Source organism: Amycolatopsis sp. NPDC058278 (assembly GCF_042881395.1).
GTDB lineage: Bacteria > Actinomycetota > Actinomycetes > Mycobacteriales > Pseudonocardiaceae > Amycolatopsis.
In genome coordinates this window covers 1-25,790 of record NZ_JBHVXZ010000133.1, presented here as the reverse complement: position 1 = coordinate 25,790, position 25,790 = coordinate 1, and the positions used below count along the sequence as shown (strand labels likewise).

Sequence of the window (25,790 nt, the reverse complement as noted above, 5' to 3'; positions counted from 1 at the left end):
ACCTGGACCGTCCGGTGGCCGCGGGCGTCGCGGAACGGGTGAGCGGCTACGAAGAAGCGTTGTCCCGCTGGGCCAAGACCCGCTGACCGAGCGAAAGGGGCCCCGCCGCGGCGGGGCCCCTTTTCCGTGCGTGAACGGTTACAGCGTGGCGGCCGCCGCGGCGATCTTCGACGCGAACGTGCTCACCTCGGTGTAGACGCCGGGGGCGTGCGCCCGGGCGCAGCCGTCACCCCAGCTGACGATGCCGACCTGGATCCAGGCATTGTTGTTGTCCCGGCGGAACATCGGGCCACCGGAGTCGCCCTGGCAGGTGTCGACGCCGCCGGAGGCGAGGTTGCCCGCGCAGATCTCGGCGCTGGGGATGAGGTCGGGGTAGCTGCCGCCCTGCGCGGCGCAGGTCGAGTCGGCGACGAACGGAACGGTCGCCTTGAGCAGGTACCGCTGCTGCGAACCGCCCTCGGTCGCCGCGCCCCAGCCCGCCACGGTGAACGTGCCGGAGTTGTACGCCGTGGTCGTCGCGATCGGCAGCGTGGTGAGGCCGCTGACCGGGCTGGCGAGCTTGATCAGCGCCCAGTCGCCGCCGGTCGAGGTGCCGTAGGTGGGGGACCGGTAGACGTAGGTCGACTTGATCTTCTTGGCGCTCGTGCTGTTGAGGTCGACCACGCCGACGGTCGCCGTGATCGAGGTGTTGGCCCCGGTCCGGCTCACGCAGTGGGCGGCGGTCAGGACGATCTGGTTCGTGTACAGCGCCCCGCCGCAGCCCATGGAAAGCCGGACCATGAACGGGAATTCGCCCTGGGCGGCCCGGGTGCCGCCGACGACGTCGGTGGACGGCGGCTGGGCGGCGGTGGCGACCGCCGGGGTGGCGAACGCCGCGGCCGCGGCGACCGCGGCCAGTGCGGTGGTGGCGTTTCTGAGCAGGGTGAACCAGCGCTTGGGAACCAAGGGGATCAGTCCTTCCAGTGTCCACAGTGGAAGCCGAGCTCGAGAGCGGCCCCATGACTACACCAGGTGGTCAAGACCGGGACAACCGACTTTCTTCGGATCTTTCGGGCGGTTGGGTGATTTCTCACCGGCGGATCCGACGAAGGCCGTAAGCCGAAACGCCCAGCACCAACGCGACGCAGCCCGCGAGCACCGACGGCAGCGGCAGGCTGAAGGCCAGCACCACGCACCCGGCGAGGCCGAGGACGGCGACCGGCAGCGTCTTCCCGCGCAGCGTGAGGGCGGCGGCGTTGGCGATCGCGTAGTACGTCAGGACGGCGAAGGACGAGAAGCCGATCGCGGCGCGCAGGTCGATCGTCGCGGCGAGCACGGCGACGACGAGCCCGACGGCGAGCTCCGCCCGGTGCGGCACCCGGTAGCGCGGGTGCACGGCGGCGAGGAAACGGGGGAGGTGGCCGTCGCGGCTCATCGCCAGCGTCGTGCGCGAGACGCCGAGGATGAGCGCGAGCAGCGAACCGAGGGCGGCGACGGCCGCGCCCACCCGGACGACCGGGGCGAGCCACCCCGGGACGGCCGCGGCGATCGGGTCCGGGCTCGCGGCGAGCGCGGCCGGGCCGAGCCGGACGAGCAGCAGCACCGCCAGCGCGGCGTAGACCACGAGGGTGATGCCGAGGGCCAGCGGGATGGCGCGGGGGATGGTGCGGGCCGGGTCGCGGACCTCCTCGCCGAGGGTGGCGAGCCGCGCGTACCCGGCGAAGGCGAAGAAGAGCAGCCCGGCCGCTTCGAGCACGCCCCCGCTCCCCGGCCAGGCGATGAGCGGGCCGCCGCCGGACGGCCCGGCGGCCATCGCCACTCCCGAGACGGTGAGCACGAGCAGGGTGCACGACACGATCACCCGGGTGGCGAGCGCCGACCGGTGCACGCCGAAGTAGTTGACGGCGGTGAGCGTAGCGACCACCGCGACGGCGAGGAGGCTCCGCCACGGCTGCCCGAGCCCGGGCGCGGCGTAGGCGACGACGGTCAGCGTCATCGCGGCGCAGCTGGCGGTCTTCCCGGTGACGAATCCCCAGCCGGCGAGGTATCCCCAGAATTCACCGAGCCTTTCCCGGCCGTAAACGTAGGTGCCCCCGGATTCCGGGTGAATCGCGGCGAGCCGCGCCGACGACGTCGCATTGCAGTAAGCGATGACGGCCGCGAGGACCAATGCGATGAGCAATCCGGCCCCCGCGGCGCGCGCCGCCGGGCCGAACGCGGCGAACACGCCGGCCCCGATCATCGAGCCCAGGCCGAGGAAAACGGCGTCGGCGAGGCCGAGCCGGCGGGTGAGGGAAGGCGGGGGCATCCGGGTGATCCTCCAGCTGTCGGCCGTGTTGCGTGCCACAGCGAACCACGGCGCACGCGGAACCGAATAGGGTCGATTCCGTGCCCGCCCCTTCGCGCCATTCCCGCCTGTCCGCCGACGGTCCCGTCCTCGACGGGATTCCCGAACACGGCCGTGTCCCGCGTTACTACGCGGTCAAGGTCGAACTGCTGGCGGTGATCGCGGAACTCGGCGAAGGAGCGGTGCTGCCCACGGAACGGGAATTGTGCGAACGGTTCGAAGTGTCGAGGGCGACGGTACGGCAGGCGGTCGCCGAGCTGGTGCTCGAGGGCAGGCTCAGCCGCCGCCAAGGGAGCGGCACGTACATCGCCGGCCCGAAGCTCGTCCAGCCGCTGGCCTCGGCGGGACGGCGGCCGGGCATCCGGCCGGGCCGCAGCGCGATCACCCTGGAGCGGCGTCCGGCCGGCCGCGCGCTGGCGGCCGACCTGCAGGTGACGTCGGAGGCCGAGGTGTTCCACCTCGAGCGGGTCCTGCTGGCCGGCGACGAGCGCGTCGGGCTCGAGTCGACATATCTCCTGGTGTCGCGGTGTCCGGACCTGCTCGAGGTGTTCACCCCGGAGCAGCCGTTGAGCGAGCAGCTCGGCGTGGAGCCCGCCGGGGCGGAGGAACGGGTCGAGACGGTGCTGTCCACCCCGCGCGAGGCACTGCTGATCGGGACGAACCCGGCGCTGCCGATGCTGCTGACCCACCGGATCTCCTGGGGGCCGGACGGGGTCCCGTTCGAGCGGGTGAGGTCGCTGTACCGCGGGGACCGGCTCAGCTTCACGACCCGCGTGGGCCGCGCCGACTGACCGCCGCTGTCACGTTTCGCGCGGCGCCCTCGTTCCTCCCGCAACCGAACGAACTGGGAGGACCGAAATGAACGCCGCACTCTGGACCGGACAGATTCTGCTCGCCGTGATCTTCGCCGTGTCGGGCGTGCTCAAGTCGACGATGTCGCAGCAGCGGATGCTCGAAACCGGCCAGACCGGAGCGGCGGCGTACCCGCTGCCTGTGGTCCGCTTCGCCGCGATCTGCGAAATCCTCGCCGCGGTGGGCCTGATCCTGCCGTTGCTGCTGGGCATCGCGCCGGTCCTGACCGGCTGGGCCGCCGTCGGGCTGGCCGTGGTGATGGTGGGGGCGATGGCGATGCACGGCAGGCTGGCGATCGTGCGGCACAAGCCGGCAGAGTGGCGCAACGTCGGGGTCAACGTGGTGCTGCTGGCGATGTGCGTCTTCGTCGCCGCGGGTCGTCTCTGAGCGCCGATGCAACCCGGCGCGGGTCCGCTCCGTCTGGCAGGTATGCGTACCACGGTGAAACTGCTGGGCGCGGGCCTGCTGCTGCTCACGGCGACGGCTTGCGCGGCGAACTCCGGCGCCGGCGCCCCGGCGGGTACCGGCTCGGCGCCCGAGTCGCTCTCGACGTCGGCGACGGCGACCGGGGCCGCGACGCCCACGCTCGGACCTCCGACGATCGGCCCGCCGCCGTCCCAGACGGTCGGGCGGCCGACGCAGGGCATCGCGCCGGGTGACGACGTCGTCGCCGAGACCCAGGTCGACGCCCGCCAGCTGCCCGAGGGCTACCCGCGCAGCCTCACCCGCAGCCTCGACGGCCAGACCCTGATCCTGCAGGCCGAGGAGGGCGGCTGCCGCCGCATCTCGGCGCACGTCGGCGAGCAGACCGCGCAGCAGGTGGTCGTGCTGGTCGCCGTGACGTCGGCCCCGAAGGGCCAGATGTGCCCGGACTACATCAAGGAGATCAAGGTCCCCCTCGCCCTCGCGGCGCCGCTCGGGACGCGCACGGTCGTCCTCCGCCAGGGCTGACCGCCACGGACGCTGGGAGGTGGCCCCGGGATGCCCGGGACCACCTCCCAGACCATTCTTCGGGGCCGGGGCCGGGGCCGGGGCCGGGGCCGGGGCCGGGGCCGGGGCCGGGGCCGGTGGCCGGTGGCCGGTGCCGGAGCCGGTGCAACCCCACGCCGCCCCGGTTCCGTCTTGAGGGCATGAGGTACTCAGCGAAGGTGGTCGGGACAGGCGCGCTCCTGCTGATGGTGACGGCCTGCGCCGGCCAGGACATGCCCACCAACCGGCCCGCGGGATCGACCGGCAGCGTGTCGGTGCCCGCACCGGCGTCGCCGTCGCCGTCCCCGAGTGAATCGGTGCTGCCGGCGCCGCCCGAGCCCAACCCGCCGGGCAAGCCCCGGCTGACCGTGCCCGAGGGCAGCACCCAGGTCCCGGCGGACAAGATCGACGCGACCGCGCTGCCCGCCGGGTTCCCGCGCGAGGTGTGGACGGCCAACGGCGGCACCGTGCTCGACATCCGCGCTCAGGAAGGCGGCTGCGGTCACGCGCTCGGCGAAGCGGCCGAACAGGCGGGCGACCACGTCGTCGTCAACCTGAGCGAGACCAAGGCGCAGACCAATCAGATGTGCACGATGGACATCCGGTACCCGGTGATCTCGGTCGCCCTGGCCGCGCCGCTGGACCAGCGCACGGTGGTGCTGAAGACCACGCCCGCGAAGTAAGGACCACGGCCCCCGGGAAACGTCTCCGGGGGCCGCGTGCTGTCCGCAGTGGACGATCGCTCCCCGGTGGTCCGGACCACGGCCTGCGTGTGGTCCGCTCATCGTCGAAGTTGTCGAAAATTGTCAGGGCTCCCGCTGAACCGCCGCCGTGACCGGGCCGTGTCCCGGAGTGAGGTGGCGATCAGAGAGGAGGGGCCCATGCCCCGGTTGAGCAGTGGCCGGCACCGCAAGCAGGCGACCGTCGGATTGGCCGCGTTGCTGGGCGTCGCCGGCGTCACCGCGACCGCCATCGCGCTGAGCAGTCCCGCGGGCAACGCGGCCGAAGCGCCCAAGGAGAACTGCGGTGGACTCGACACCGCGCTGCAGAACAACCTGACCTTCATCGCGGGCCAGCAGGCGAACCCGGACGCGCAGTCGGCCGCGCGGATCGCCAACCGGCAGGCCGTGGTGGACCTGATCCAGCAGCGGCGGCAGGTGGCGGGCTGCACGGCGAACGTCGCGGCGAACAACGGTCAGGCCGCGGCGGCGCCGGGGAACTCCGGCAACGCGCCGGGTAAGGCGCAGGCCCCCGGGCAGCAGAAGAAGCAGGAGCAGCCGGCCGCCGGAGCGGGCGCGGCGGTGGGTGAGGTCGTGTGCCCCGGTTCGACCGTGACGCTCTCCGGCGAGGCCGGCGCACCGGCCGCGTCGAGCAACCAGTTCCCGGCCGGGACGAAGCTCAAGGTGACCAACCTGGACAACTCGAAGTCCACGACGGTCGAGGTGACCTCGGTGTCGGGCAGCTGCACGCTGCTCAACAACGCGGCCTTCGAACAGGTCCGGGAGCCCGGCAAGTTCCTCATCCGGCGCGCGCGGATCGAGCGCGTCGGCTGAGGGAGCAGGGGACACCGGCGGCGGGCCGGTGTCCCCTTTCCCTTGTGCGCTAACGGAAGCTGATCTGCAACACCGGGTCGCCGGTGCTGGCGAAGAAATCGTTGCCCTTGTCGTCGATGACGATGAACGCCGGGAAGTCCTCGACCTCGATCTTCCAGACGGCTTCCATGCCGAGTTCGGCGTACTCGAGGACGTCGACCTTCTTGATGCAGTCCTGCGCGAGCCGCGCCGCCGGGCCGCCGATCGAGCCGAGGTAGAACCCGCCGTGCGATTGGCACGCGTTCGTCACCTGCTTCGAGCGGTTTCCCTTGGCCAGCATGACGAGTGAGCCGCCGGCGGCCTGGAACTGCTCGACGTAGGAGTCCATCCGCCCGGCCGTGGTCGGGCCGAACGAACCGGACGCGTAACCCTCGGGCGTCTTCGCCGGGCCCGCGTAGTAGACCGGGTGGTCCTTCAGGTAATCCGGCATTTCTTCGCCGGCGTCGAGGCGCTCGGCGATCTTGGCGTGCGCGATGTCGCGCGCGACGACCAGCGGCCCGGTGAGCGAAAGCCGCGTCTTGACCGGCAGCTGGGAGAGCTGCGCGCGGATCTCGGCCATCGGCCGGTTGAGGTCGACGGCGACGACGTCGTCGGAGAGGTCTTCCTCGGTGACGTCGGGCAGGAACCGGGCCGGGTCGCGCTCGAGCTGCTCGATGAACACCCCGTCGGCGGTGATCTTGGCCTTGGCCTGGCGGTCGGCGGAGCAGGAAACGGCGATGCCGACCGGGCAACTGGCGCCGTGCCGAGGGAGCCGGATGACGCGGACGTCGTGGCAGAAGTACTTCCCGCCGAACTGCGCGCCGATGCCGAACTGCCGGGTCATTTCGAGGACCTGCTGCTCGAGGTCCGGGTCGCGGAAGGCGTGGCCCAGTTCGGAGCCCTCCTGCGGCAGGGTGTCGAGGTAGCGCGCGGAGGCGAGCTTCGCGACCTTGAGGTTGAACTCGGCGGACATCCCGCCGACGACGATCGCGAGGTGGTAGGGCGGGCAGGCCGCGGTGCCGAGGCTGCGCAGCTTCTCGTCGAGGAAGCGCGCGAGCCGCTTCGGGTTCAGGACGGCCTTGGTTTCCTGGTAGAGGAACGTCTTGTTGGCGCTCCCGCCGCCCTTGGCCATGAAGAGGAACTCGTAGGCCGGGTCGGCTTGGCCGTCCTTGTGGTAGAGCTCGATCTGCGCGGGCAGGTTGGTCCCGGTGTTGCGCTCGTCCCAGAAGTTCACCGGCGCCATCTGCGAGTACCGCAGGTTCAGCTGCTGGTAGGCGTCGAAGATGCCCCGCGAGAGGACACGCTCGTCGTCACCGCCGGTGAGCACGCCTTCGCCGCGCTTGCCGATGACGATGGCCGTCCCGGTGTCCTGGCACATGGGCAGGACGCCCCCGGCGGAGATGGCGGCGTTGCGCAGCAGGTCCATGGCGACGAACCGGTCGTTGCCACTCGCTTCGGGGTCATCGACGATCGCGCGCAGCTGCTGCAGGTGTGACGTGCGCAACAGGTGCTGGATGTCGGTGATGGCGGTGCGCGCGAGGGTGGTGAGCGCTTCCGGGGCGATCTTCAGGAAGGTGCGCCCGGCGGCTTCGAAGGTCTCGACGCCCTCGTCGGTGACCAACCGGTATTCGGTGGTGGTGTCCTTGCCCAGCGGGAGGACTTCGGTGTGCTGAAACGTGGTGGACGGCACTTGCCAGGCTCCTTTGCCAGCTCCGGGATCGGTCCACCTTATGCGCCGGGGAACGGCACGCCGTAGAGGCATCCGATCACTGTGGGCCACCCCACGCGGCTTCCGTGGTCCCACCACCCCGAAGCCGGATTGTCACTACGGACGGTGGCACCGGGTCAAGGCGGGAAAGCGTGCCTTGACCCGGCGCCACCGTCCGCGTGCGGGCTTCGGATCGGGGTGGCGGGGGAAGTCTGGGTGGGTGCAGGTGATGCCGTTCGGCATCGAGGTACGTGACTCGACCGTCCGGGAGTGTGGTCCGACCGGCCGGGTGCGCCGTGGAAGCTGGTCGGGAGGCCGGGTCCACCCCGACGGACCCGACCTCCCGGGGAAAGCTCCCGGATGCGTGCACACCCGGTCGCGAGGCCTGCGCCGGCACTTCGAGGCTGTCGTGACGCAGGTCATAAGTCAACGCCGCCGAACGGGTGCTGGCGGAGGGTTGCTACCCAGGACCCTGGAGAGTGAAACCCCGCTTTCGTGGAAAATTTTCCCGCCTCGCCGAACGCCTGGTCAGCAGGGTGCGGAAATGACCGAGGGCGGGCGCACGATGTGCACCCGCCCTCGAACGAGAAACCGATCAGCTCGCGTACGCGCGGAGCCGATCCGCGCGCTCGCCCTGGCGCAGCTTCGACATGACCTCGCGCTCGATCTGGCGGACGCGCTCGCGGGACAGCCCGAAGTGCTTGCCGATCTGGTCGAGCGTGCGCGGCTGGCCGTCGTCGAGGCCGTAGCGCAGGCGGATCACGTGCTGCTCGCGGTCGTCCAGCGTCGCCAGGACGCGGCGCAGGTCGTCCTGCAGCAGGCCCGAGATCACGGCGCTCTCGGCGTCGGTGGCCTCGGAGTCCTCGATGAAGTCGCCCAGCGGGGCGTCCTCCTCGGCGCCGACCGGCATGTCGAGGCTTACCGGGTCACGCGAGTGGTCGAGCAGGTCCGAGATCTTGTGCGCCGGGATGCCCGACTCGGCCGCCAGCTCCTCGTGCGTCGCGTCGCGGCCGAGCTGCTGGTGCAGGTCACGCTTGATGCGGGCCAGCTTGTTCACCTGTTCCACCAGGTGGACGGGCAGCCGGATGGTGCGGCCCTGGTCGGCCATGCCCCGGGTGATAGCCTGCCGGATCCACCAGGTGGCGTAGGTCGAGAACTTGAACCCCTTGGAGTAGTCGAACTTCTCCACCGCGCGGATCAGACCCAGGTTCCCCTCCTGGATCAGGTCGAGCAGCGGCATCCCCCGGCCGGTGTAGCGCTTGGCGAGCGAGACCACCAGGCGGAGGTTGGCCTCCAGCAGGTGGTTCTTGGCCACGTGGCCGTCCCTGATCAGGGCGGCCAGCTCGGTGCGGCGCTTGGCCGTGAGGTTCTCGGCCGTGTCCAGCATGTGCTGGGCGAACACCCCGGCTTCGATGCGCTTGGCCAGCTCTACCTCGTCGGCCGCGCTGAGCAGGGCCGTCTTGCCGATGCCGTTGAGGTAGACGCGGACGAGGTCGGCGGCGGGGCTCTGGGCGTCGAGGTCGGCGTCGGTGAGCGTCCCCAAGCTCATCGGCTCCTCGGTCGTCTGAGCCGGGATACGCTCGCGAATCCCGCGCGACTCGCGTTCGAGAGTCTGGACTGACATTCTGCCTCCCCGGTCACGGGCTGAACGTGCTGCTGCGGTCGTCCACCGGGTGCGTACCCGCGAACCGAGGCCTGTGGATCCCGGTACGCCGGTCCGGCCGGCTTGGCTGGACATCTGGCACAACGCTCCGGGTTCCCAAAACGTTCCCGGCTCGTCATAGGAGAAGACGGCTGCGGGAGCGATCCGGTTGCTGAACCAATGCTGAGCTTTTGCTGAGAACGTTCCGTGACCGGGGAACCTGAGAATTCCATATGAATCCGGTCAGAAACTGAACCGGATCGTAATGGTCTAAACCTCCACAAGAACCGTGAACGGACCGTCGTTGACGCTCGAGACCGCCATCATGGCCCCGAAACGGCCCGTCGCCACGGTGGCGCCGCGGCCGCGCAGCTCGGCCACGACGGCCTCCACCAACGGCTCCGCGACCTCCGGCCGGGCGGCCTGCGTCCACGACGGCCGCCGCCCTTTCTTCGTGTCGCCGTAGAGCGTGAACTGGCTCACCACGAGCAGGGGCGCATTCGCCGTGGCGCATGATTCCTCGTCGCGCAACACCCGCAGTTCGTGCAGTTTGCGCGCCATCGTGACGGCCTTCGCGGCGTCGTCGTCGACGTGAATTCCCAGCAGCACAAGCAATCCCGGCTCGTCGATCGCGCCGACGACCTCGCCGCCGACGGTGACGTCCGCCCGCGTGACGCGGGCCGCGACCGCCCTCACCGGTCCGCCGGGACGAGCATCCCGTGCCGGACGAGCTCCCGGACGACGGGCAGCGCGGCGGCCGCCAGCTCCTCGGACGACAGGCCCTGCGCCGCCGCGAGCAGCTCGATCAGGTCCTCCAGCGGCAACGCGCCGCGGCACCCGGCCAGCAGTCGCGTGGCCAGTTCGTCGACCTCGTGCTGCCAGCCCGGCCCGTCGGTGCGGTGCAGCCGCCGGACGGTCGTCGCCCAGCCTTCGTCACCGGGTTCTTCGACGCTTTCGAGCAAAACCGTGGGCGGCACCACAAAGCGGACACCAAGCAATGAATCACCCGATTCACGCAGCCAGTCCACCCGGTCCAGCCAGCCCGCCGCTTCCGGGCCCAGCGGGTCGTCGTAGGCCTGCCGCAGGTCCTCGCACACGACGGTGGGTGTCCGCCCGGACGCCCGCCGCAGCGTGACGAACCCGAAGCCGATGCCCCGGACGTCGTTCGCCGCGAACCAGTCGAGCCACGCCGCCGCCTTCGCCCGGCCCTCGGGCGAGCGCGGGTCGAGCCCCGCGTCCCGCAGCCACGTGCCGACGTAGAGCGCCGGATCGGCGACGTCGCGCTGGACGAACCAGGCGTCGGTCTCGGCGGGCAGCCAGCGGCTCACCCGGTCGGCCCAGTCCTCGCGGGAGGTGTGCAGCCAGGACGCGAGCAGGTGACCGGTGCCGCCGTCGTTCAGGAACCCCGGCAGCTGCCGCACGACCAGCGCGCTCGCGTCGTCGCCGGCCAGCCCGGAGTCGCGGTAGGTGTAGTCGACGCGGGCCGGGCCGACCACGAACGGCGGATTGCACACGACCTGGTCGAACTTCCGCCGCGCGACCGGCGCGAACCACTCCCCGCGGACGAGCTCGACGTCCAGCTCGTTCAGCCGGAAGGTCGCCGCGGCCAGGGCGAGGGCCCGCGCGGAGACGTCGGTCGCGGTGACGCGCCCGGCGTGCCGGGTCGCGTGCAGCGCCTGGACGCCGTTGCCGGTGCCCAGGTCGAGCAGGGTGCCGACCGGGCGGCGGCTGGTGGCGCGGATCAGCGACAGCGACGCGTGGCCGACGCCGAGCACGTGGTCCTCGGGCACGGTGGTGCCGAGCACGTCGGCGTCGAGGTCGGAGACCACCCACCAGGAGCCCTCTTCGTCGCCGTGCGGCCGGATGTCGAGGGCGGCGCGGTAGCCCTCGGACGCCGGCGCCAGCACTCCCGCGGTCACGGCGTCCTCGGGGGACAGGGGGGCGAAGGCGGCCTTGACGGCGGTCTCCGGCTCGGTGCCGCCCAGCAGGAACAGCCGGATCAGCGTGCCGAGGTCACCCGCGTCCCGGCTGGCGCGTTCGGCCGGCACCGGCTCGCCGCGGCCCAGCGCCGCGTGCGCGGCCCCGCCGAGGGCGGCCACCACGCCGTCGGCGTCGTAGGAGGTGCGCCGGAAGGCTTCGCGCAGCCGCGCGCAGACGTCGTCGGACAGGTCGGGCAGTACGCTTCGCGTGCTCACGGTGGGTAATGCTGCCACGATGGCCCCCGTGACCCTTGAACGCGTCCTCGCCCCGCTCGACGCGGCGCTGCCCGAGCTCGAAGCGCTGTACATCGACCTCCACCGGCACCCGGAGCTGTCCTTCGCCGAGACCCGGACGGCGGCCGAGCTGGCCCGGCGGCTGGAGGGCGACGGCTACGAGGTGCACACCGGCATCGCCGGCACCGGCGTGCTGGGCGTGCTGCGCAACGGCGAGGGACCCACCGTGCTGCTGCGGGCCGACATCGACGCGCTGCCGGTCGAGGAGAAGACCGGGTTGTCCTACGCCAGCACGGTCCGCGGCACCGACGAGCACGGCAACGACGTTCCCGTCATGCACGCCTGCGGGCACGACATGCACGCCACCTGGCTCGCCGGCGCCGCCGCGCTGCTCGCGAAGGGACGCGACACCTGGGCCGGCACGCTGCTGGTGGTCTTCCAGCCGGGGGAGGAGGGCGCGGGCGGTGCCGTGGCGATGGTCCAAGACGGCCTCTTCGACATCGCGGGCCGGCCCGACGTCGTGTTCGGGCAGCACCTGGTCCCCGGCCCGGCCGGCTGGGTGCTCACCCGGCCCGGCGTGATCATGGCCGCCACCGACACGCTGCGCGTCACCCTGCACGGCCGCGGCGGGCACGGCTCGCGCCCGGAGACCACCGTCGACCCGGCCGTGCTGGCCGCGTCCGTGGTCCTCAAGCTGCAGACGATCGTGTCGCGCGAGATCGCCGCCACCGACTCGGCCGTGGTCACGGTCGGTTCGCTGCACGTGGGCACGGCGAGCAACGTGATCGCCGACGACGCCGTCATGGAGGTCAACGTCCGGTCCTTCGACCAGGCCGTCCGGGAGCGGGTGCTGGCCGCGGTCGAGCGGATCGTGCACGGCGAGGCCGCCACCGCCGGCGCGCCGAAGCCCCCGGAGATCGAGCGGGGCAGCTCCTACCCGGTCACCGAGAACGACGAGGCCGCCAACGACGCGCTCACCGAGGTCTTCCGCGGCCACTTCGGCACCGACGTGGTGCTGCCGGCGCCGCTGATCACCGGCAGTGAGGACTTCGGCGAGTTCGGCCGGGCGGCCGGCGTGCCGTCGGTGTTCTGGCTGGTCGGAGGCTTCGACCCGCAGACGGTGATCACGGCGATGACGGAGGGCCGGTTCGAGCGCGACATCCCGTCCAACCACTCGCCGCGGTTCGCGCCGGTTCTGCACCCGACCCTGCGCACCGGCATCGAAACCCTCGTGGCGGCCGCGTTGAGCAAGATGCGTCACCCAGGTGTCGGATGAGCCGCGCGAGTGGGACGATGGACAGCGGAGGTGGTGCAGTGACCACGCCCGCCAAGGACTCGGACCCGGTGCTGATCACCGGGGCGGCCCCGTCGTACGAAGAGCAGTTCGCCGCCCGCAAGCGCAAGTACGTGATCATGATGGCCTGCCGGATCCCGTGCCTGATCGCGGCCGGGCTGACCTACCACGTGTGGTGGCTGGCGCTGGGCTTCCTGGCGATCTCGGTGCCGCTGCCGTGGATCGCGGTGCTGATCGCCAACGACCGCCCGCCCCGCAAGTCCGAGCAGGTGAACACCTACCAGCGCGAGGCGAAGGCGATCGAAGGCACCAGCCACCGCGTCATCGACGGCTGAGGATCAGCCCGGCTGGGGGCCCACCTTCCCGACGGCCAGCGCACCCAGCCGCGTCCCGTGCCGCAGGACGTCCACAGTGGACTCCCCGGCCAGCCAGCCGGTGAGCACGCCCGCGTCGAAGGCGTCGCCCGCGCCGGTCGAGTCGACGCAGTCCGCCTCGACCGCGGGCACGCTCGTGACGCCGCCCGCGTCGACCCAGCTGGCGCCGTCGAGCCCGGCGGTGACGACCACCGCGCCGACCGTGCCGAGCAGTTCCTTCGCCGACGCCGGGTCGGCCGAGCCGGTCAGCGCGACCAGTTCTTCGGTGTTCGGCATCAGCAGGTCGATCCCGCGGACGTCGGCCAGGAACGCGGCCGGGTCGGTGATGTGCGCGGCGGCTTGGGGATCGACCGACGTCGTCAGCCCGGCTTCCTGCGCCGCCGCGAGTGCGGCGAGACCGGCCGCGCGCGACGGCGGGTCCAGCAGCACGTAACCGGACAGGTGCAGGTGGCTCGCCCCGGAGAGCGCCTCGGGGGTGACGTCCTCGGGCGCGAAGCGCTGGTTCGCGCCGCGGTCGGCCAGCATGCTGCGCTGCCCGGACCCGTCGACCATGACGACGACGCAGCAGGTCGGCGCCCCGGGGTCGACGGAGAACGCGCACCGCACGCCCGCCGCCTCCAGCTCGGCCCGGATGAGCCGGCCGCCCGGGTCGTCGCCGATCCGCGCGAGCAGCGTCGTCTCCGCGCCCAGGTGCCGCAGCCACAGCGCCGTGTTGGCGCCCGCGCCGCCACCGGTGAACCGGATCTTCGCGCGGGCGTCGCCGCCGTGCGGCAACGGCTTGTCGTGCCGGGCGATCACGTCCAGGGCCGCGTCACCGACCACCACGATCCCGCTCATGCGCGCACCTCGCCGGCGCTCGGTGCCGCCTGAGCGGACCGCGCAGTGTCGGATGATTCACTCGCAAGCTCGCTCATGCCAGCGCCACCGCCACCTCGGTCGCGAGCTTGGCGTTGTTCAGCACCAGCGCTTCGTTCGCGTCGATGCTCACGCCGCCGCTCGCGGTGTGGAAGTGCTCCAGCAGCACCGGGGTGACGTCGGCGCCGTGCACGTCCCGCTCCTCGACGAGCGCGAGGCCCTCGGCGAGCAGCCGGTCGTGCAGCTCCTTGTCCATTTCGGACGCTTCGGGGATCGGGTTCGCCAGCAGGACACCGGAATTCGCGTAGGCGCGGTGCGCGTCGATGACGGCGGCGGCCTGCTTCGGGTCGTCGACCCGCCAGCCGACCCGGTGCCCCGACGAGCGCAGGTAGAACGCCGGGAAGTCGTCCGTGCGGTAACCCAGCACCGGCACCGAGTTCGTCTCCAGCACCTCGAGCGTGGCCGGGATGTCGAGCACCGACTTCACGCCGGAGCAGACCACGACGGTCGGCACCTTCGCCAGCACACCGAGGTCCGCCGAGACGTCCCAGCTCTGCGCGGCGCCGACGTGCACGCCGCCGAGCCCGCCGGTGGCGAACATGCCGATCCCGGCCGCGGCCGCCAGCGCCGACGTGCTCGCCACGGTCGTCGCACCGGAGCGGCCGAGCCCGACGGCCGGGCCGAGGTCGCGCAGCGAGAGCTTGTCGAGCCCGGCGTCCGGGGCGCAGACGCGCTCGAGCTCGGCGGGGGAGAGGCCGACGACGACCCGTCCGTCGAGCACCGCGATCGTGGCCGGGACGGCGCCGCCGTCGCGGACCACGCCTTCGAGGCGGCGGGCGACGTCGAGGTTGCGGCCCGGCGGCAGGCCGTGGGACAGGATGGTGCTCTCCAGCGCGACGACGGGGTGCCCGTCACGCAGCGCCGAGGCGACCTCTTCGTGCAGGGAGAGTGCGGTAGTCACGAGGGACCATCATCGGTGATCGCCCCGCGCGCGGCGCCAGTGGGTCAGCTCGGCGGTCAGGTTCTTTTCGGCGGCGCTCGCCCAGCGTGTCCGCGCGGCTTCGCTGCGGTAGAGCGGCCGGGACAGCATGCGTTCGAGGACGGCGATGCGCCCTTCGCGCCAGACGTCGTCGGGGTACTTCGCGTACTCCTCGCGCACTCCGCGGGCATACACCGCGTACTGCTCTTCGGCCGCTCCGAGGATGGCGAGGTCGGCGTCGAGGAGGGCGGTGGCCAGGAGGTCGTCCGGCGGAGCGTCGTGCCCGATCGTGGTGAGGATCAGGCCTTCGACGCGCTCGACGTGCGCCGCCGCCACTCCGGCCAGGGCTTCGCGGGCCCAGGCGGCGCTGGCGCGTTCGTCTTCGCCGGGCTTCGCGTCGTACACGACGTCGTGCGTCCAGGCCGCCACGGCGAGGATGGCGCGGTCGGTTTTCCCGAGGCCCGCCGCCAGCCAGGCGGAGTCGCGCGCGACGGCGGCGGCGTGGGTGAGCGTGTGGTAACGGCGGTGGGGCTCGGCGTACCGGGCTTGCAGCCGCGGCCAGGCGTGGGACGTGCCGCCGAGGACGGCGACCGCGTCGGGCCACTCCATCAGTCGAAGATCCCGCGCGGGCGCGCCACCTGGTCGAGCCAGTCGTCGAGCTGCTGCTCCCAGTTCACGTCCGGCTGCACGGTGAACATCCCGAGGAAGTCCTGGCCGCGGCCGCCGAACCCGCCGGTCTTGCTCACGCGGACCCGCTTGGTGACCTCCAGCACGACGTCGGTGCGCTCGGCCGACGTCAGGAAGGTGACCGCGACCTGGGAGAAGACGCCGGCGAAGCGCGGTGAAGGCGTGAAGCGGATCTCCTGGAAGAACGGCAGCTGCTGCCGGGCGCCGTCGACCCGGCCCTGCTCGAGGACCGCCTCGCGGAAGGTGAAGCCGAGCCGGCTCAGCGCGTCGAGGATCCGCTTCTGCGCCGGGAGCGGCTCGATCGCGACGGCGTCGGCGTCGAACGGGTCGCTGACCGCGGCGGCCAGGTCGAGCTCGGCCCGGACGCCGACCGCCGTGCCGGTCAGCGGCTTGGCGTAGACGCTGGTCACCGGCGTCTCCCAGGGCAGCGGCACTTCGAACGGAACCCGGACCTGCTGCCCGGCCCGGATGACCTCGCTGCCGATCAGCTGCCGGGAGCCGAACGGGAGGTCCTCGGTCCGGTCGCCGGGCACCTGGACGCGGGCCAGCAGCGTCACCGCGAGCCCCTTGATCTCCTGGTCCACCTCGCCGCCGAGCAGCAGCACCTCGCCGTGCAGCGGGCGGCCGGGGGCGGCGGTGGAGTCCAGCAGGCGGGCGTCGATCCGCGCCCCTCCCGAGCCGAACGTCGCGAGCACCTTCTGGAACATGCGGCCGATCCTGCCAGGCGGAGGGGCCGATGGCGGGAGGTTCGGCGGGACTCGGGCACAATGGCCGGGTGAGCACCGAGACGCTGACGAAGCCGGAAACCACGCCCGAGGGCACGGAAACCACCGACGACGACTCGCCGAAGATGTTCCACTACGTGAAGAAGAACAAGATCGCCGAGAGCGCGGTCATGGGCACTCACGTGGTGGCGCTGTGCGGCGAGGTCTTCCCGGTGACGAAGTCGCCGAAGCCCGGGTCGCCGGTCTGCCCGGCCTGCAAGGAGATCTACGAGAGTCTCCGTCCCGGGAAGTGATCCGGGCCTGAACCCCGGCGGGAGTCCCCGCCGGGGCTTTCGGCTGTCCGGAAACGGACAGATCGACGAACAAACGTGAAAAACCTTCATTCGGCGGGTGTGCCGGGTGCGGGAGTCCTGGTAGATCCAGCGGACCAGGTTCCCTCACCCACCGGAGTCGCACATGCGCAGAACCGGGATCGTGCTCACCCTCGTCACCCTGCTCGCCGTGGTCTCGCCCGCGCTGGCCCAGGCCGTCACGGGCTGGACGGAGGTCGGCTCCGACACCGCCAGGGCCCTCGACGAGAGCCAGGGGCTCGCGACGATCGTGCGCCCCTCGGGCACGACGATCCGCTACACCGGGATCGGCACGATCCCGGCCGACCTGAACTCGCAGGGCTGGAACCACGTCGGCGACCCGGGCTCGGCCCAGGGCTGGTACGTCGAGCCCTACCAGCGTGACGACCGCGGCGCGAAGCTCTTCCGCGTCCAGGCCCCGGACGGCTCGTGGGCCGACTACCGGCACGCCCTCGAGTCGTGGGAAGCGAACAACAACTCCTTCGCCGCGGTGTCGCCGGACGCGCGCTGGCTGGTGGCGGGGGAGTGGGGCACCATGGACCGGCTCCTGGTGCACCCGATGCCCGGCGTGGTGGCCACGAACCCGGCCCAGAACCTGCCTCTGGCCGGCACCATCCGCCTGGACCACCCGGTCCGCGACGTCCAGGGCTGCGACTTCCAGACCGCGACCCGCCTGCTCTGCGCGTCCGACGACCCGGACGGCAGCCTCTTCGGCACGACGAAGCCGCTGCTCCAGGTCGACCTGGCCGGCCCGCTCGCCGGCTCGGACGTCACCGCCCACGTCACCTCGCTGGGCCAGCTCCCGCTCCGCAGCGGCTGCTCGGGCTCGTTCGAGGTCGAGGGCATCGACTTCGACGAGCGGGACGCCACCCTCCGCGTGATCGTGATGTCCCCGAGCATCTGCATCCTCTTCGACAGCAAGACCTACCGCTTCCGCCGGTAACCCGTAACTCGCGTGATCAGGCCCGTCACCGGCGTGATCAGACACGTAACTCACGTGATGGGGGCCGTAACCGGCGAGTTACGGCCCCCATCACGCGAGATCCGGCTCAGATCACGCGAGTTACGGCTTGGATCACGCGAGTTACGGCTTGGATCACGCGAGTTACGGCTTGGATCACGCGAGTTCCGGGTTCAGGGACTCCGATTCCGGGGCCTGGGCCGGGGTTCGGCGGGCTTCGCGGCGGGCCTTGCGGCGTTCCTTGCGGGTCTCGACCATCGTGTAGAGGGTCGGGACCAGGACCAGGGTCAGCAGGGTCGAGCTGACCAGGCCGCCGATCACCACGATCGCCAGTGGCTGGCCGATGAACCCGCCCTGGCCGGTGATGCCCAGCGCCATCGGGACCAGCGCGAAGATCGTGGCCGCCGCGGTCATCAGGATCGGCCGCAGCCGGCGCCGGCCGCCTTCGGTGACGGCGTCGGCGACGCTCATCCCCTCGGCGCGGTACTGGTTGATCAGGTCGATCAGCACGATCGCGTTGGTCACGACGATGCCGACCAGCATCAGCATGCCGATCAGGGACGGCAGGCCGAGCGCGGTGCCGGTGGCCAGCAGCAGCCCGATCGCGCCGGTCGCCGCGAACGGGATCGACACGAGCAGGATCAGCGGCTGGATCAGGCTCCGGAACGTCGCCACCATGATCAGGAACACGATCGCGATGGCCGCGAGCAGCGCCAGGAACAGGTTCGAGAACGCCTCCTGCTGGTCCTGGCTGACGCCGCCGAGCGAGTACGCCGCCCCGCCGGTGAACGTCAGACCGTCCAGTTTGGACTTGATGTCCGCGGTGGTCTTGGTCAGGTCGTCCCCGGTGTTCTTCGCGGTCACCGTGGTGCTCAGGTCGCCACCGGTGCGGTGCACCGACGCCGGTCCGTCCACACTGGACACCTTGGCCACCTCGTCGAGCCGGACGACGCCGCCCGGGCCCGGGATCGGCAGGCCCTTCACCTGGTCGACCGTGACCGGAGCCGTGCCGGCGCGCAGCACGATGTCCGTGCGCTGCCCGCCGACCGGCAGCTGCGTCACCGTGCGCCCGGCGATCGCCTGGTTGGCGATCTGCCCGATGGTGCTCGCCGACAGCCCGCGCGCGGCGGCCGCGGCGTCGTCCACCTCGACCTGCACCCGCGGCGAGCCGACGCTCAGGTCGCTCGAAACCTCGGTCAGCCCGGACACCCCGCGCAGCGCCTGCGCCACCTGGTCGGACGCCGGCTTCAGCGCGGCCTCCGACGGCGCGGTCACCGTCACCGAGACCTGGTCGGAGTTGAACCCGGACGCGTCCGCGCCGATCTTGATCTCGCCCAGCTCCGGGCGCGACGTCAGCTTCGACCGCAGCCGGTCCGACAGCGCGTCGAGGTCGGTGTCCTTGGCGACGGTGACCGAGATGCTCGTGTTGGTCCCGCCGCCGAAGCCGAACGCCCCGCCACCGCCGATGCTGACCTGGTAGGTCCGCACCGCGGGCTCGGCCGCGAGGGCCTGCTCGACGGCCGTGGCCGCCTTCTCCTTCGCGTCGACGCTGGTGCCGGCCGGCAGCTTCTGCGTCATGTTCAGCGTGGTGCCGCCGGACTGGTCGAGGAAGTTCGTGTTCAGCCGCGTCGCGAGCCCGACCGTGCCGGCGAAGATCAGCAGGGCCAGCAGGACGACGGTGAGCCGCCGCCGCGTCGCGAACCGGATCACCGGCAGGTAGGCGCGCTGCAGGATGCTGCGGCGTTCCTTCTCGACGGCCGCCTCGCGCGCCCGCTCGGCCTCGACGGCGTCCGCCGGGACCACGGGCCGCTTGAGGAACCAGTACGCCAGCACGGGAACCACGGTCAGCGACACGAGCAGCGAGGCCAGCAGCGCCACCGTCACCGTGATCGCGAAGGGCGAGAAGAGCTCGCCGACGAACCCGCCGACGAACGCGATCGGCAGGAACACCGCGACGGTCGTCAGCGTGGACGAAGTGACCGCGCCGGCCACTTCGCGGACGCCGTCGAGCACCGCCCGGTCCTTCTCCTCGCCATAGGCGAGATGTCGTTTGATGTTCTCCAGCACGACGATCGAGTCGTCGACCACCCGGCCGATCGCGATGGTCAGCGCGCCGAGGGTGAGCAGGTTGAGCGACAGGTCGCCGGTCCACAGCGCCAGCAGCGCGACGACCACCGACAGCGGGATCGACACCGCGGTGACCAGCGTCGAGCGCACCGACAGCAGGAACAGCAGGATGACGACGACGGCGAACGCCAGCCCCAGCAGGCCTTCGGTGGTCAGGCCGCTGATCGCGTCCTTCACCGGGGTGCCCTGGTCGAACACGACGCTCATTTCGGCGCCGGTCTTCTTCGCCAGGTCCGGCAGCTTGTCGCGGACCGCGTCGGAAATGGCGACGGCGTTGCCGTTGTCCACCATGGTGATCGAGAGACCGAGGCTCGGCTTGCCGTTGGTGCGCGTGATCGACGTCGGCGGCGCGAACCCGGCCTGGACGTCGGCGACGTCACCCAGCTTCACCGGACCCCGGGCCGGGGCACCCGCCCGCGCGGCGGCGGCACCCGGGGTCAGGTACAGGCCGCGCAGACTGTCCACAGTGGTCTGCCCGCCGCCGACCTGCACCGACAGCGTCTTGCCGTTTTCGGTCAGCGTCCCGGCCGGTACCGCGGCGCCGGCTGTCTGCAGCGTGGTCGCGATCGACGCCGGTTCGACACCCGCCGCGGCGAGCTTCGCGTAGTCGAGCGTGATCGTGACGCGCGGCTGGCGCACGCCGGTGACGGTCACCGTGCGGACGCCCTCGATCTTCCGCAGCTCCGGCGCGACCTGGTCGGTCAGCGCGGGCGCGAGCGCCTGCGGGTCCCCGGCGGTGCCCGCGGCGACCAGCGCCACCGGCAGGTCGTCGGTGCTGCCCGCGGACACGGCGGGCTCGGTGTTCTGCGGCAGCCGCGACCGGACCTGGTTCACCACCTGCTGGATCTGCGAAACGGCGGCGTCGATGTCCGTGCCGAACTCGAACTGCGCGACGACCCGCGAAACCCCGTCCGACGACGTCGAAGTGACCTGCTCGAGGCCCTTCAGCCCCTGCAGCCCGCCTTCGAGGGGCTCGGAGACCTGCCGGTCGACCGCGTCCGGCGACGCACCCGGGTACGCGGTGACGATCTGCGCCTGCGGGAACTGCAGGGACGGGAAGAGCTGTTGTTTGAGCTGCGGCAGCGCGAAGGCACCGAAGCCGACGACCACCAGCGCGAGCAGGCCGATCAGGCTCCGGTTGCGCAGGCTCAGTCTGGCCAGCACGGACATGACGTGAAAACCCCCTCGGGAACGACGTAAAAGGCACAGTGGCCCCCCGCCGGCGTCAACGGCCCGCTGAGCCTTTCACGTCGTTGCTGAGAGCGACTCAGTCCGTGGGTGGATTCCGGGTCCTCCCTTCGGCGGACCCGCGCCCCTGAGCTGCGCTGGGTGCCGGTTCCGGCGCGCTCGGTGACGAGCTGTCCTCTTCGGACGGCTCGGCCCGGTCGGCGGCGGCGTCTTCGGTGCGCGGGCGCCGCAGCGGCGTGGTCGAGCGGTCCCGCAGCTTGCGGCCCTCTTCCGAGCGCAGCCGCTCGGAGGCGCGTTCCATCTCCAGCCGCCGCCACTTGCGCCGCTGCCGCCGCGTGGCCTTCGCCGGCCACAGTTCCTGGATCGCGCTGTTGAAGTACGCGCCGCCGACGACGGCCAGCCCGATGAAGAACATCAGCAGCAGGAACGCGATCGGCGCGGCCAGCGCGCCGTAGGTGTAGCCGGTCTTGGTGATCCAGTTCAGGTAGACGCGCAGGCCGACCGAGGACAGCAGGAACACGACCATGGCGAGCACCGCGCCCGGCAGCCCGCGGTGCCAGGGCAGCTTCCGCGGCAGCGCGAGCTTGTACAGCGTGGTCAGCGCGAGCGTGATCATCGCGCCGAGCGCCGGGAAGTACAGCGCGCTCACCCACGACGTCACGGTCGGGCGCCAGGCGGCCGGGAAGAACTCCGGCAGCAGGTCGGGGCCGATCGCCAGCAGCGGCAGCCCGACCACCAGGATCACCAGGCCGCACAGGTACAGCAGGAGCGCGAAGATCCGCTGCCAGACGTCGTTGCGGACGCCGTACTGGTCGTGCGCGACCGTGATCGCGTCCACGAACGACGACATCGCCGAGGAACCCGCCCACAGCGAGATGAGGAAGCCGACCGAGACGATCTCGCCCTTGCCGACGGTGAGGATGCTGTTCACGGTGGGTTCGATGATGTCGTGGACCGCGTTCTGGCTGAAGACCGTCCGGCAGAAGCCGATGATCCGGTCGTGCACCGCGGCGACGACGTCCTGCCCGAACCACTCGCCGACGAAGCCCAGGCTGCCCAGCAGGCCGAGCAGCAGCGGCGGCAGCGACAGCGTCTGCCAGAAGGCCGCCTCGGCGGCCTCGGAGAAGATGTTGCCTTCCCAGGCCTTGGCGAACGTGCGCGTGACGAGCCGCCACGGCCCCTTGCGGGCCACCTTCGTCGCTGCGGACGGCTGCACCTCACCCATGACGTGTCCAGCATGGTCCATCCGTGCTGATTTGGCTCGTCACGCCCCCTGCGGCCGGGCGTGTCGGCGGACATCACCCGTGCCGGTGCCCGGAACTGTCGGACCCGGCCGGTAGACTCGCTCCAGTGCCCTCACCGCAGTCGCCGACCGATCAACGCAGCAGAAGTCGGTACCACAGTGAGGGTTTTCGCACGTCAAAGCACTTCAGGCAGTTGAGGCAGTGGAGCGAGGGGGAGGACCGGCGATGACGGAGACGCAGCTCGGGGCACCTCCCGCGGAGAAGGACTCGACCGCGCGCCCGCTGCGGGCGTGGCAGCGGCGGGCGCTCACCAAGTACCTGACGCAGAAGCCGAAGGACTTCCTCGCGGTGGCGACGCCGGGGGCCGGCAAGACGGTGTTCGGCCTGCGGATCGCCGCGGAGCTGCTCAGCGACCGCACGATCGAGGCGGTCACCATCGTCACCCCCACCGAGCACCTCAAGCACCAGTGGGCGGCCTCGGCCGCGGCGGCCGGCATCGCCATCGACTCGAACTTCCGCAACACCACCGGCGTCACCTCGTCCGACTACAACGGCGTCGCGCTGACGTACGCGCAGGTCGCGGCGCACCCCACGCTGCACCGGGTGCGCACGGAGAACCGCAAGACGCTGGTCATCCTCGACGAGATCCACCACGGCGGCGACGCGAAGTCCTGGGGCGACGCGATCCGCGAGGCGTTCACCCCGGCCGTGCGGCGGCTGTCCCTGACCGGGACGCCGTTCCGGTCCGACGACTCGGCCATCCCGTTCGTGACGTACGAGCCGGACGCGGGCGGCTTCCAGCGCAGCAAGGCCGACCATTCGTACGGCTACGCGGACGCGCTGGCCGACGGCGTGGTCCGGCCGGTCGTCTTCCTGGCGTATTCGGGCGAGGCCTCCTGGCGCACCAGCGCGGGGGAGGAGTTCACCGCCCGGCTCGGCGAGCCGCTGACCGCGGAGCAGAACGCCCGCGCGTGGCGCACGGCGCTCGACCCGGCGGGCGAGTGGATCCCGGCGGTGCTGCAGGCCGCCGACACGCGGCTGTCGCAGGTCCGCCAGAGCGTCCCGGACGCGGGCGGCCTGGTGATCGCGACGGACCAGGAGTCGGCGCGGGCGTACGCGAAGATCCTGGAGCGCATCTCCGGGGAGATGCCGACGCTGGTGCTCTCGGACGACCCGAAGGCCTCGGGGCGGATCAAGGAGTTCTCCGAGACGAACGAGCGCTGGATCGTGGCGGTCCGGATGGTCTCGGAGGGCGTCGACGTCCCGCGGCTGGCGGTGGGCGTGTACGCGACGAGCGCGTCGACGCCGTTGTTCTTCGCCCAGGCGATCGGCCGGTACGTGCGGGCGCGCAAGAAGGGCGAGACGGCGAGCGTGTTCCTGCCGTCGGTGCCGGTGCTGCTGGAGCTGGCCAGCGAGCTGGAGGCCCAGCGCGACCACGTGCTCGGCAAGCCGCACCGGGAAAAGGAAGGCTGGGAGGACGAGCTCCTGGCCCAGGCCAACCGCACCGAGGACGAGCCGGGCGAGGAGGAGAAGGCGTTCACGTCGCTGGGTGCCTCCGCTGAGCTCGACCAGGTCATCTACGACGGCAACTCGTTCGGCACGGCGGTGTTCTCCGGCTCGGACGAAGAGCAGGAGTACCTGGGGTTGCCGGGGCTCCTGGAGCCGGACCAGGTGCGGGCGCTGCTGCGGAAGCGGCAGGAAGAGCAGGTCGCGGACGAGAAGCGCCGCAAGCCGGCCAAGGAGGCCGCACCGCCGCCGACGGCCCGCCCGCAGTCGGTGAGCGAGCGGCTGGGTGCGTTGCGCAAGGAGCTGAACGCGCTGGTGGGGATGTACCACCACCGGACGAAGAAGCCGCACGGCGCGATCCACAACGAGCTGAGGCGGGTGTGCGGCGGCCCGGTGACGGCCATGGCGACCGTCGAACAGCTGGAAGAGCGGATCGTGACGCTGCGGTCCTGGTGAGGGCGGCCGCTCCCCGTGCTCTGTCGCCCGGGAGGCTGAAGTTCCGGTGGTCACCGTCCGTCTCCGGGACGGCGCGATCACTCCACCGCCAGGCTTGTGACGCTGCGTATCGCGCTGTCACCAGCCGGCTGCCTCTCCGTGCCCCGGCGGATGGCCTCCCGGGCACCTCATCGCCCCGATTTCGCAAGTCGGCGACCAATCGCGCCGCAGAGTCGTGGACGGGCCACGGGTTGCGCTGGGTGCACACGACCGGAGCAACCTCGCGGCCCCGTGAAACATCGATGTAACTTACCGTGAGTGCTGGCGATCACATCGTCAGCGGATCTACTCTTTCCGGGCGAGCTTCAGCCTGTGTTGCCGAACCGTGTCCAATTGGTGTCATTTAATCGATCCAGCTATCTTCCCCGCAGCCGCTCAGCGGCATATGTTGTCGCCCACAACATATGCGCGACGGTGCGCCGGGCCTCCCCGGATCACCGTCCCGCGGGCCCGAAGCACACGCCGACGGCCACTCGTCACCAATGCTTGGATCCGGAAGGAACGAGGATGCGCAGCAGAACCCTTACCCTCCTCGCCGCGACGGTGAGCGCCGGCCTGGCGCTGACCGCCTGTGGCACCAACAGTTCGAACAGCGGGGGCACGGGGAGCAACTCCGCTTCCTCGTCCGCCCCGGCCGCCGGTGGTGGCGCCAACGGCAAGGTCGGCGTCATCCTGCCGGAGACCGCCAGCTCGGCTCGCTGGGAGGCCTTCGACAAGCCGATGCTGCAGGCCGCTCTCGCGGCGCAGGGCTTCGACGCCGACGTCCAGAACGCCCAGGGCGACGCCCAGAAGTTCACCACCCTGGCCGACGGCTTCATCAGCTCCGGCGTCAAGGCCCTGATCATCGCCCCGTCCGACCCGGCCGTCGGTGCCGCGGTCGAGTCCAAGGCGAAGGCCGCGGGCATCCCGGTCATCGACTACGACCGCCCGAGCCTCGGCGGCAGCGCCGAGTACTACGTCTCGTTCGACAACGAGAAGGTCGGCCAGCTGCAGGGCCAGGCCATGGCCGACGCGCTGAAGGACAAGGCGGGCGCGGGTGTCGTCCAGATCGAGGGCGCCCCGACCGACAACAACGCCACGCTCTTCACCAGGGGCCAGGACTCCGTCCTCGAACCGCTGTTCTCGGCGGGCACGCTGAAGCGGATCCAGAAGCAGCCGATCAACGACTGGGACAACCAGCTCGGCGGCACGACGTTCGAGCAGATCTTCACCAACAACGGTGGCAAGGTCGACGGCGTCGTCGCGGCGAACGACGGCCTGGCCGGCGCGGTCATCACCATCCTCAAGAAGAACGGCCTCAACGGCAAGGTCCCGGTCACCGGCCAGGACGCCACCGCCGACGGCCTGATGGCGGTCATGCGCGGCGAGCAGTACATGACCGTGTTCAAGCCGATCAAGGAAGAGGCCGAGGCGACCGCGAAGCTGGCCGCCGCGCTGGCCAAGGGCGACAAGGCCGGTGCCGACGCCATCGCGACCGCCAAGCTGCACGACCCGAAGAACAACCGCGACATCAAGTCGGTGCTGCTCACGCCGACGACGATCCTGGCGAAGGACATCAAGACCGTCGTGACCCAGGGCTACGTGAAGGCGGCCGAGATCTGCGGTGGCGAGCTCGCCGCCAAGTGCACCTCGCTCGGCATCTCCTGAGCGCCCGCAGTACCCCATGAACAGCCGGGGGGGGGGGCGGGCCCCCCCCCCCCCGCCCGGCCCCCGGCGCACACCCC

General features: G+C 71.4%; 23 protein-coding genes. 11 read left to right on the top strand and 12 right to left on the bottom strand.

The window, feature by feature from the left end; all coding sequences use genetic code 11:
- Positions 1–138 precede the first annotated feature (138 nt).
- Both ACFVYA_RS41825 and ACFVYA_RS41820 read right to left on the bottom strand, forming a co-directional pair.
- Positions 139–945 carry a S1 family peptidase gene (locus ACFVYA_RS41825; protein ID WP_387053094.1) on the bottom strand — a complete coding sequence of 269 codons (807 nt, stop codon included), beginning with the start codon at positions 943–945 and terminating at the stop codon, positions 139–141.
- 124 nt (positions 946–1,069) lie between these two features.
- Positions 1,070–2,287, bottom strand: coding sequence for an APC family permease (locus ACFVYA_RS41820; RefSeq protein WP_387053092.1), 1,218 nt, complete (start codon positions 2,285–2,287; stop codon positions 1,070–1,072).
- 80 nt (positions 2,288–2,367) lie between these two features.
- Between ACFVYA_RS41820 and ACFVYA_RS41815 the strand changes: the two genes are divergently transcribed.
- The 5 genes from ACFVYA_RS41815 (at position 2,368) to ACFVYA_RS41795 (ending at position 5,700) form a co-directional block, all read left to right on the top strand.
- Positions 2,368–3,117: a GntR family transcriptional regulator gene (locus tag ACFVYA_RS41815; protein WP_387053090.1), complete on the top strand. Its 750-nt coding sequence runs from the start codon at positions 2,368–2,370 to the stop codon at positions 3,115–3,117.
- Positions 3,118–3,184: 67 nt separating this feature from the next.
- Positions 3,185–3,565, top strand: a complete 381-nt coding sequence (locus tag ACFVYA_RS41810) for a DoxX family protein (RefSeq protein ID WP_387053088.1) — start codon at positions 3,185–3,187, stop codon at positions 3,563–3,565.
- A 42-nt stretch (positions 3,566–3,607) separates the two neighbouring features.
- The gene (locus ACFVYA_RS41805) at positions 3,608–4,129 is read left to right on the top strand and encodes a hypothetical protein (protein WP_387053087.1); all 522 of its coding nucleotides are present in this window, start codon (positions 3,608–3,610) and stop codon (positions 4,127–4,129) included.
- Between the two features lie 197 nt (positions 4,130–4,326).
- Positions 4,327–4,830: a hypothetical protein gene (locus ACFVYA_RS41800; RefSeq protein ID WP_387053096.1), complete on the top strand. Its 504-nt coding sequence runs from the start codon at positions 4,327–4,329 to the stop codon at positions 4,828–4,830.
- A gap of 198 nt (positions 4,831–5,028) precedes the next feature.
- Positions 5,029–5,700, top strand: coding sequence for a hypothetical protein (locus ACFVYA_RS41795; RefSeq protein WP_285989838.1), 672 nt, complete (start codon positions 5,029–5,031; stop codon positions 5,698–5,700).
- A 49-nt stretch (positions 5,701–5,749) separates the two neighbouring features.
- Here the strand turns inward: ACFVYA_RS41795 and ACFVYA_RS41790 are convergent, their stop codons facing one another.
- From ACFVYA_RS41790 to ACFVYA_RS41775, 4 genes are all read right to left on the bottom strand, one after another.
- Entirely contained in the window at positions 5,750–7,408 is a 1,659-nt protein-coding gene (locus ACFVYA_RS41790) for a fumarate hydratase (RefSeq protein WP_387053085.1), read from the bottom strand.
- 613 nt (positions 7,409–8,021) lie between these two features.
- Entirely contained in the window at positions 8,022–9,050 is a 1,029-nt protein-coding gene (locus ACFVYA_RS41785; protein ID WP_285989840.1) for a sigma-70 family RNA polymerase sigma factor, read from the bottom strand.
- A gap of 288 nt (positions 9,051–9,338) precedes the next feature.
- Positions 9,339–9,764: a D-aminoacyl-tRNA deacylase gene (dtd, locus tag ACFVYA_RS41780; protein ID WP_387053083.1), complete on the bottom strand. Its 426-nt coding sequence runs from the start codon at positions 9,762–9,764 to the stop codon at positions 9,339–9,341.
- Positions 9,761–11,263, bottom strand: a complete 1,503-nt coding sequence (locus tag ACFVYA_RS41775; RefSeq protein WP_387053081.1) for a methyltransferase — start codon at positions 11,261–11,263, stop codon at positions 9,761–9,763. Before ACFVYA_RS41775 ends, dtd begins: the two co-directional genes overlap by 4 nt.
- Before the next feature lie 28 nt (positions 11,264–11,291).
- On the opposite strand from ACFVYA_RS41775, the gene ACFVYA_RS41770 reads away from it, so the two are divergent.
- Together ACFVYA_RS41770 and ACFVYA_RS41765 are read left to right on the top strand one after the other, a co-directional pair.
- Positions 11,292–12,557, top strand: a complete 1,266-nt coding sequence (locus tag ACFVYA_RS41770; protein WP_387053079.1) for an amidohydrolase — start codon at positions 11,292–11,294, stop codon at positions 12,555–12,557.
- A gap of 38 nt (positions 12,558–12,595) precedes the next feature.
- Positions 12,596–12,910 carry a DUF3099 domain-containing protein gene (locus ACFVYA_RS41765; RefSeq protein ID WP_387053077.1) on the top strand — a complete coding sequence of 105 codons (315 nt, stop codon included), beginning with the start codon at positions 12,596–12,598 and terminating at the stop codon, positions 12,908–12,910.
- A gap of 3 nt (positions 12,911–12,913) precedes the next feature.
- Here ACFVYA_RS41765 and ACFVYA_RS41760 read toward each other — a convergent pair whose 3' ends face one another.
- From ACFVYA_RS41760 to ACFVYA_RS41745, 4 genes are all read right to left on the bottom strand, one after another.
- On the bottom strand, positions 12,914–13,786 hold the full coding sequence (locus ACFVYA_RS41760; protein WP_387053075.1) for a carbohydrate kinase family protein: 873 nt from the start codon (positions 13,784–13,786) through the stop codon (positions 12,914–12,916).
- A gap of 73 nt (positions 13,787–13,859) precedes the next feature.
- Complete coding sequence (locus ACFVYA_RS41755; protein ID WP_285989846.1) at positions 13,860–14,765, bottom strand: pseudouridine-5'-phosphate glycosidase; 906 nt, start codon at positions 14,763–14,765, stop codon at positions 13,860–13,862.
- A gap of 9 nt (positions 14,766–14,774) precedes the next feature.
- Positions 14,775–15,392, bottom strand: coding sequence for a hypothetical protein (locus ACFVYA_RS41750; RefSeq protein WP_387053073.1), 618 nt, complete (start codon positions 15,390–15,392; stop codon positions 14,775–14,777).
- Entirely contained in the window at positions 15,392–16,177 is a 786-nt protein-coding gene (locus ACFVYA_RS41745) for a sporulation protein (RefSeq protein WP_387053071.1), read from the bottom strand. Before ACFVYA_RS41745 ends, ACFVYA_RS41750 begins: the two co-directional genes overlap by 1 nt.
- 68 nt (positions 16,178–16,245) lie before the next feature.
- Here ACFVYA_RS41745 and ACFVYA_RS41740 point away from each other — a divergent pair, with 68 nt between their 5' ends.
- A complete protein-coding gene (locus ACFVYA_RS41740; protein ID WP_387053069.1) occupies positions 16,246–16,488 on the top strand; it encodes a DUF3039 domain-containing protein in 243 nt (80 codons plus the stop codon).
- A gap of 163 nt (positions 16,489–16,651) precedes the next feature.
- Complete coding sequence (locus ACFVYA_RS41735) at positions 16,652–17,488, top strand: hypothetical protein (protein WP_387053067.1); 837 nt, start codon at positions 16,652–16,654, stop codon at positions 17,486–17,488.
- 174 nt (positions 17,489–17,662) lie between these two features.
- Here ACFVYA_RS41735 and ACFVYA_RS41730 read toward each other — a convergent pair whose 3' ends face one another.
- Both ACFVYA_RS41730 and ACFVYA_RS41725 read right to left on the bottom strand, forming a co-directional pair.
- A complete protein-coding gene (locus ACFVYA_RS41730; protein ID WP_387053065.1) occupies positions 17,663–20,803 on the bottom strand; it encodes an efflux RND transporter permease subunit in 3,141 nt (1,046 codons plus the stop codon).
- Positions 20,804–20,900: 97 nt separating this feature from the next.
- A complete protein-coding gene (locus tag ACFVYA_RS41725) occupies positions 20,901–22,046 on the bottom strand; it encodes a YihY/virulence factor BrkB family protein (protein WP_285989852.1) in 1,146 nt (381 codons plus the stop codon).
- A 244-nt stretch (positions 22,047–22,290) separates the two neighbouring features.
- Between ACFVYA_RS41725 and ACFVYA_RS41720 the strand changes: the two genes are divergently transcribed.
- Together ACFVYA_RS41720 and ACFVYA_RS41715 are read left to right on the top strand one after the other, a co-directional pair.
- Positions 22,291–24,027: a DEAD/DEAH box helicase gene (locus ACFVYA_RS41720; protein WP_387053063.1), complete on the top strand. Its 1,737-nt coding sequence runs from the start codon at positions 22,291–22,293 to the stop codon at positions 24,025–24,027.
- A 546-nt stretch (positions 24,028–24,573) separates the two neighbouring features.
- Positions 24,574–25,713, top strand: a complete 1,140-nt coding sequence (locus ACFVYA_RS41715; protein ID WP_387053061.1) for a sugar ABC transporter substrate-binding protein — start codon at positions 24,574–24,576, stop codon at positions 25,711–25,713.
- Positions 25,714–25,790 lie beyond the last annotated feature (77 nt).

Excerpts from the sequence above, each read along its gene's own strand:
- ACFVYA_RS41725 (WP_285989852.1), bottom strand. The coding sequence starts at position 22,046 with ATGGGTGAGGTGCAGCCGTCCGCAGCGACGAAGGTGGCCCGCAAGGGG.
- ACFVYA_RS41735 (WP_387053067.1), top strand. The coding sequence starts at position 16,652 with ATGCGCAGAACCGGGATCGTGCTCACCCTCGTCACCCTGCTCGCCGTG.
- ACFVYA_RS41805 (WP_387053087.1), top strand. The coding sequence starts at position 3,608 with ATGCGTACCACGGTGAAACTGCTGGGCGCGGGCCTGCTGCTGCTCACG.
- ACFVYA_RS41795 (WP_285989838.1), top strand. The coding sequence starts at position 5,029 with ATGCCCCGGTTGAGCAGTGGCCGGCACCGCAAGCAGGCGACCGTCGGA.
- ACFVYA_RS41750 (WP_387053073.1), bottom strand. The coding sequence starts at position 15,392 with ATGGAGTGGCCCGACGCGGTCGCCGTCCTCGGCGGCACGTCCCACGCC.
- ACFVYA_RS41730 (WP_387053065.1), bottom strand. The coding sequence starts at position 20,803 with ATGTCCGTGCTGGCCAGACTGAGCCTGCGCAACCGGAGCCTGATCGGC.
- ACFVYA_RS41720 (WP_387053063.1), top strand. The coding sequence starts at position 22,291 with ATGACGGAGACGCAGCTCGGGGCACCTCCCGCGGAGAAGGACTCGACC.
- ACFVYA_RS41715 (WP_387053061.1), top strand. The coding sequence starts at position 24,574 with ATGCGCAGCAGAACCCTTACCCTCCTCGCCGCGACGGTGAGCGCCGGC.
- ACFVYA_RS41785 (WP_285989840.1), bottom strand. The coding sequence starts at position 9,050 with ATGTCAGTCCAGACTCTCGAACGCGAGTCGCGCGGGATTCGCGAGCGT.
- ACFVYA_RS41810 (WP_387053088.1), top strand. The coding sequence starts at position 3,185 with ATGAACGCCGCACTCTGGACCGGACAGATTCTGCTCGCCGTGATCTTC.
- ACFVYA_RS41820 (WP_387053092.1), bottom strand. The coding sequence starts at position 2,287 with ATGCCCCCGCCTTCCCTCACCCGCCGGCTCGGCCTCGCCGACGCCGTT.
- ACFVYA_RS41760 (WP_387053075.1), bottom strand. The coding sequence starts at position 13,786 with ATGAGCGGGATCGTGGTGGTCGGTGACGCGGCCCTGGACGTGATCGCC.
- ACFVYA_RS41745 (WP_387053071.1), bottom strand. The coding sequence starts at position 16,177 with ATGTTCCAGAAGGTGCTCGCGACGTTCGGCTCGGGAGGGGCGCGGATC.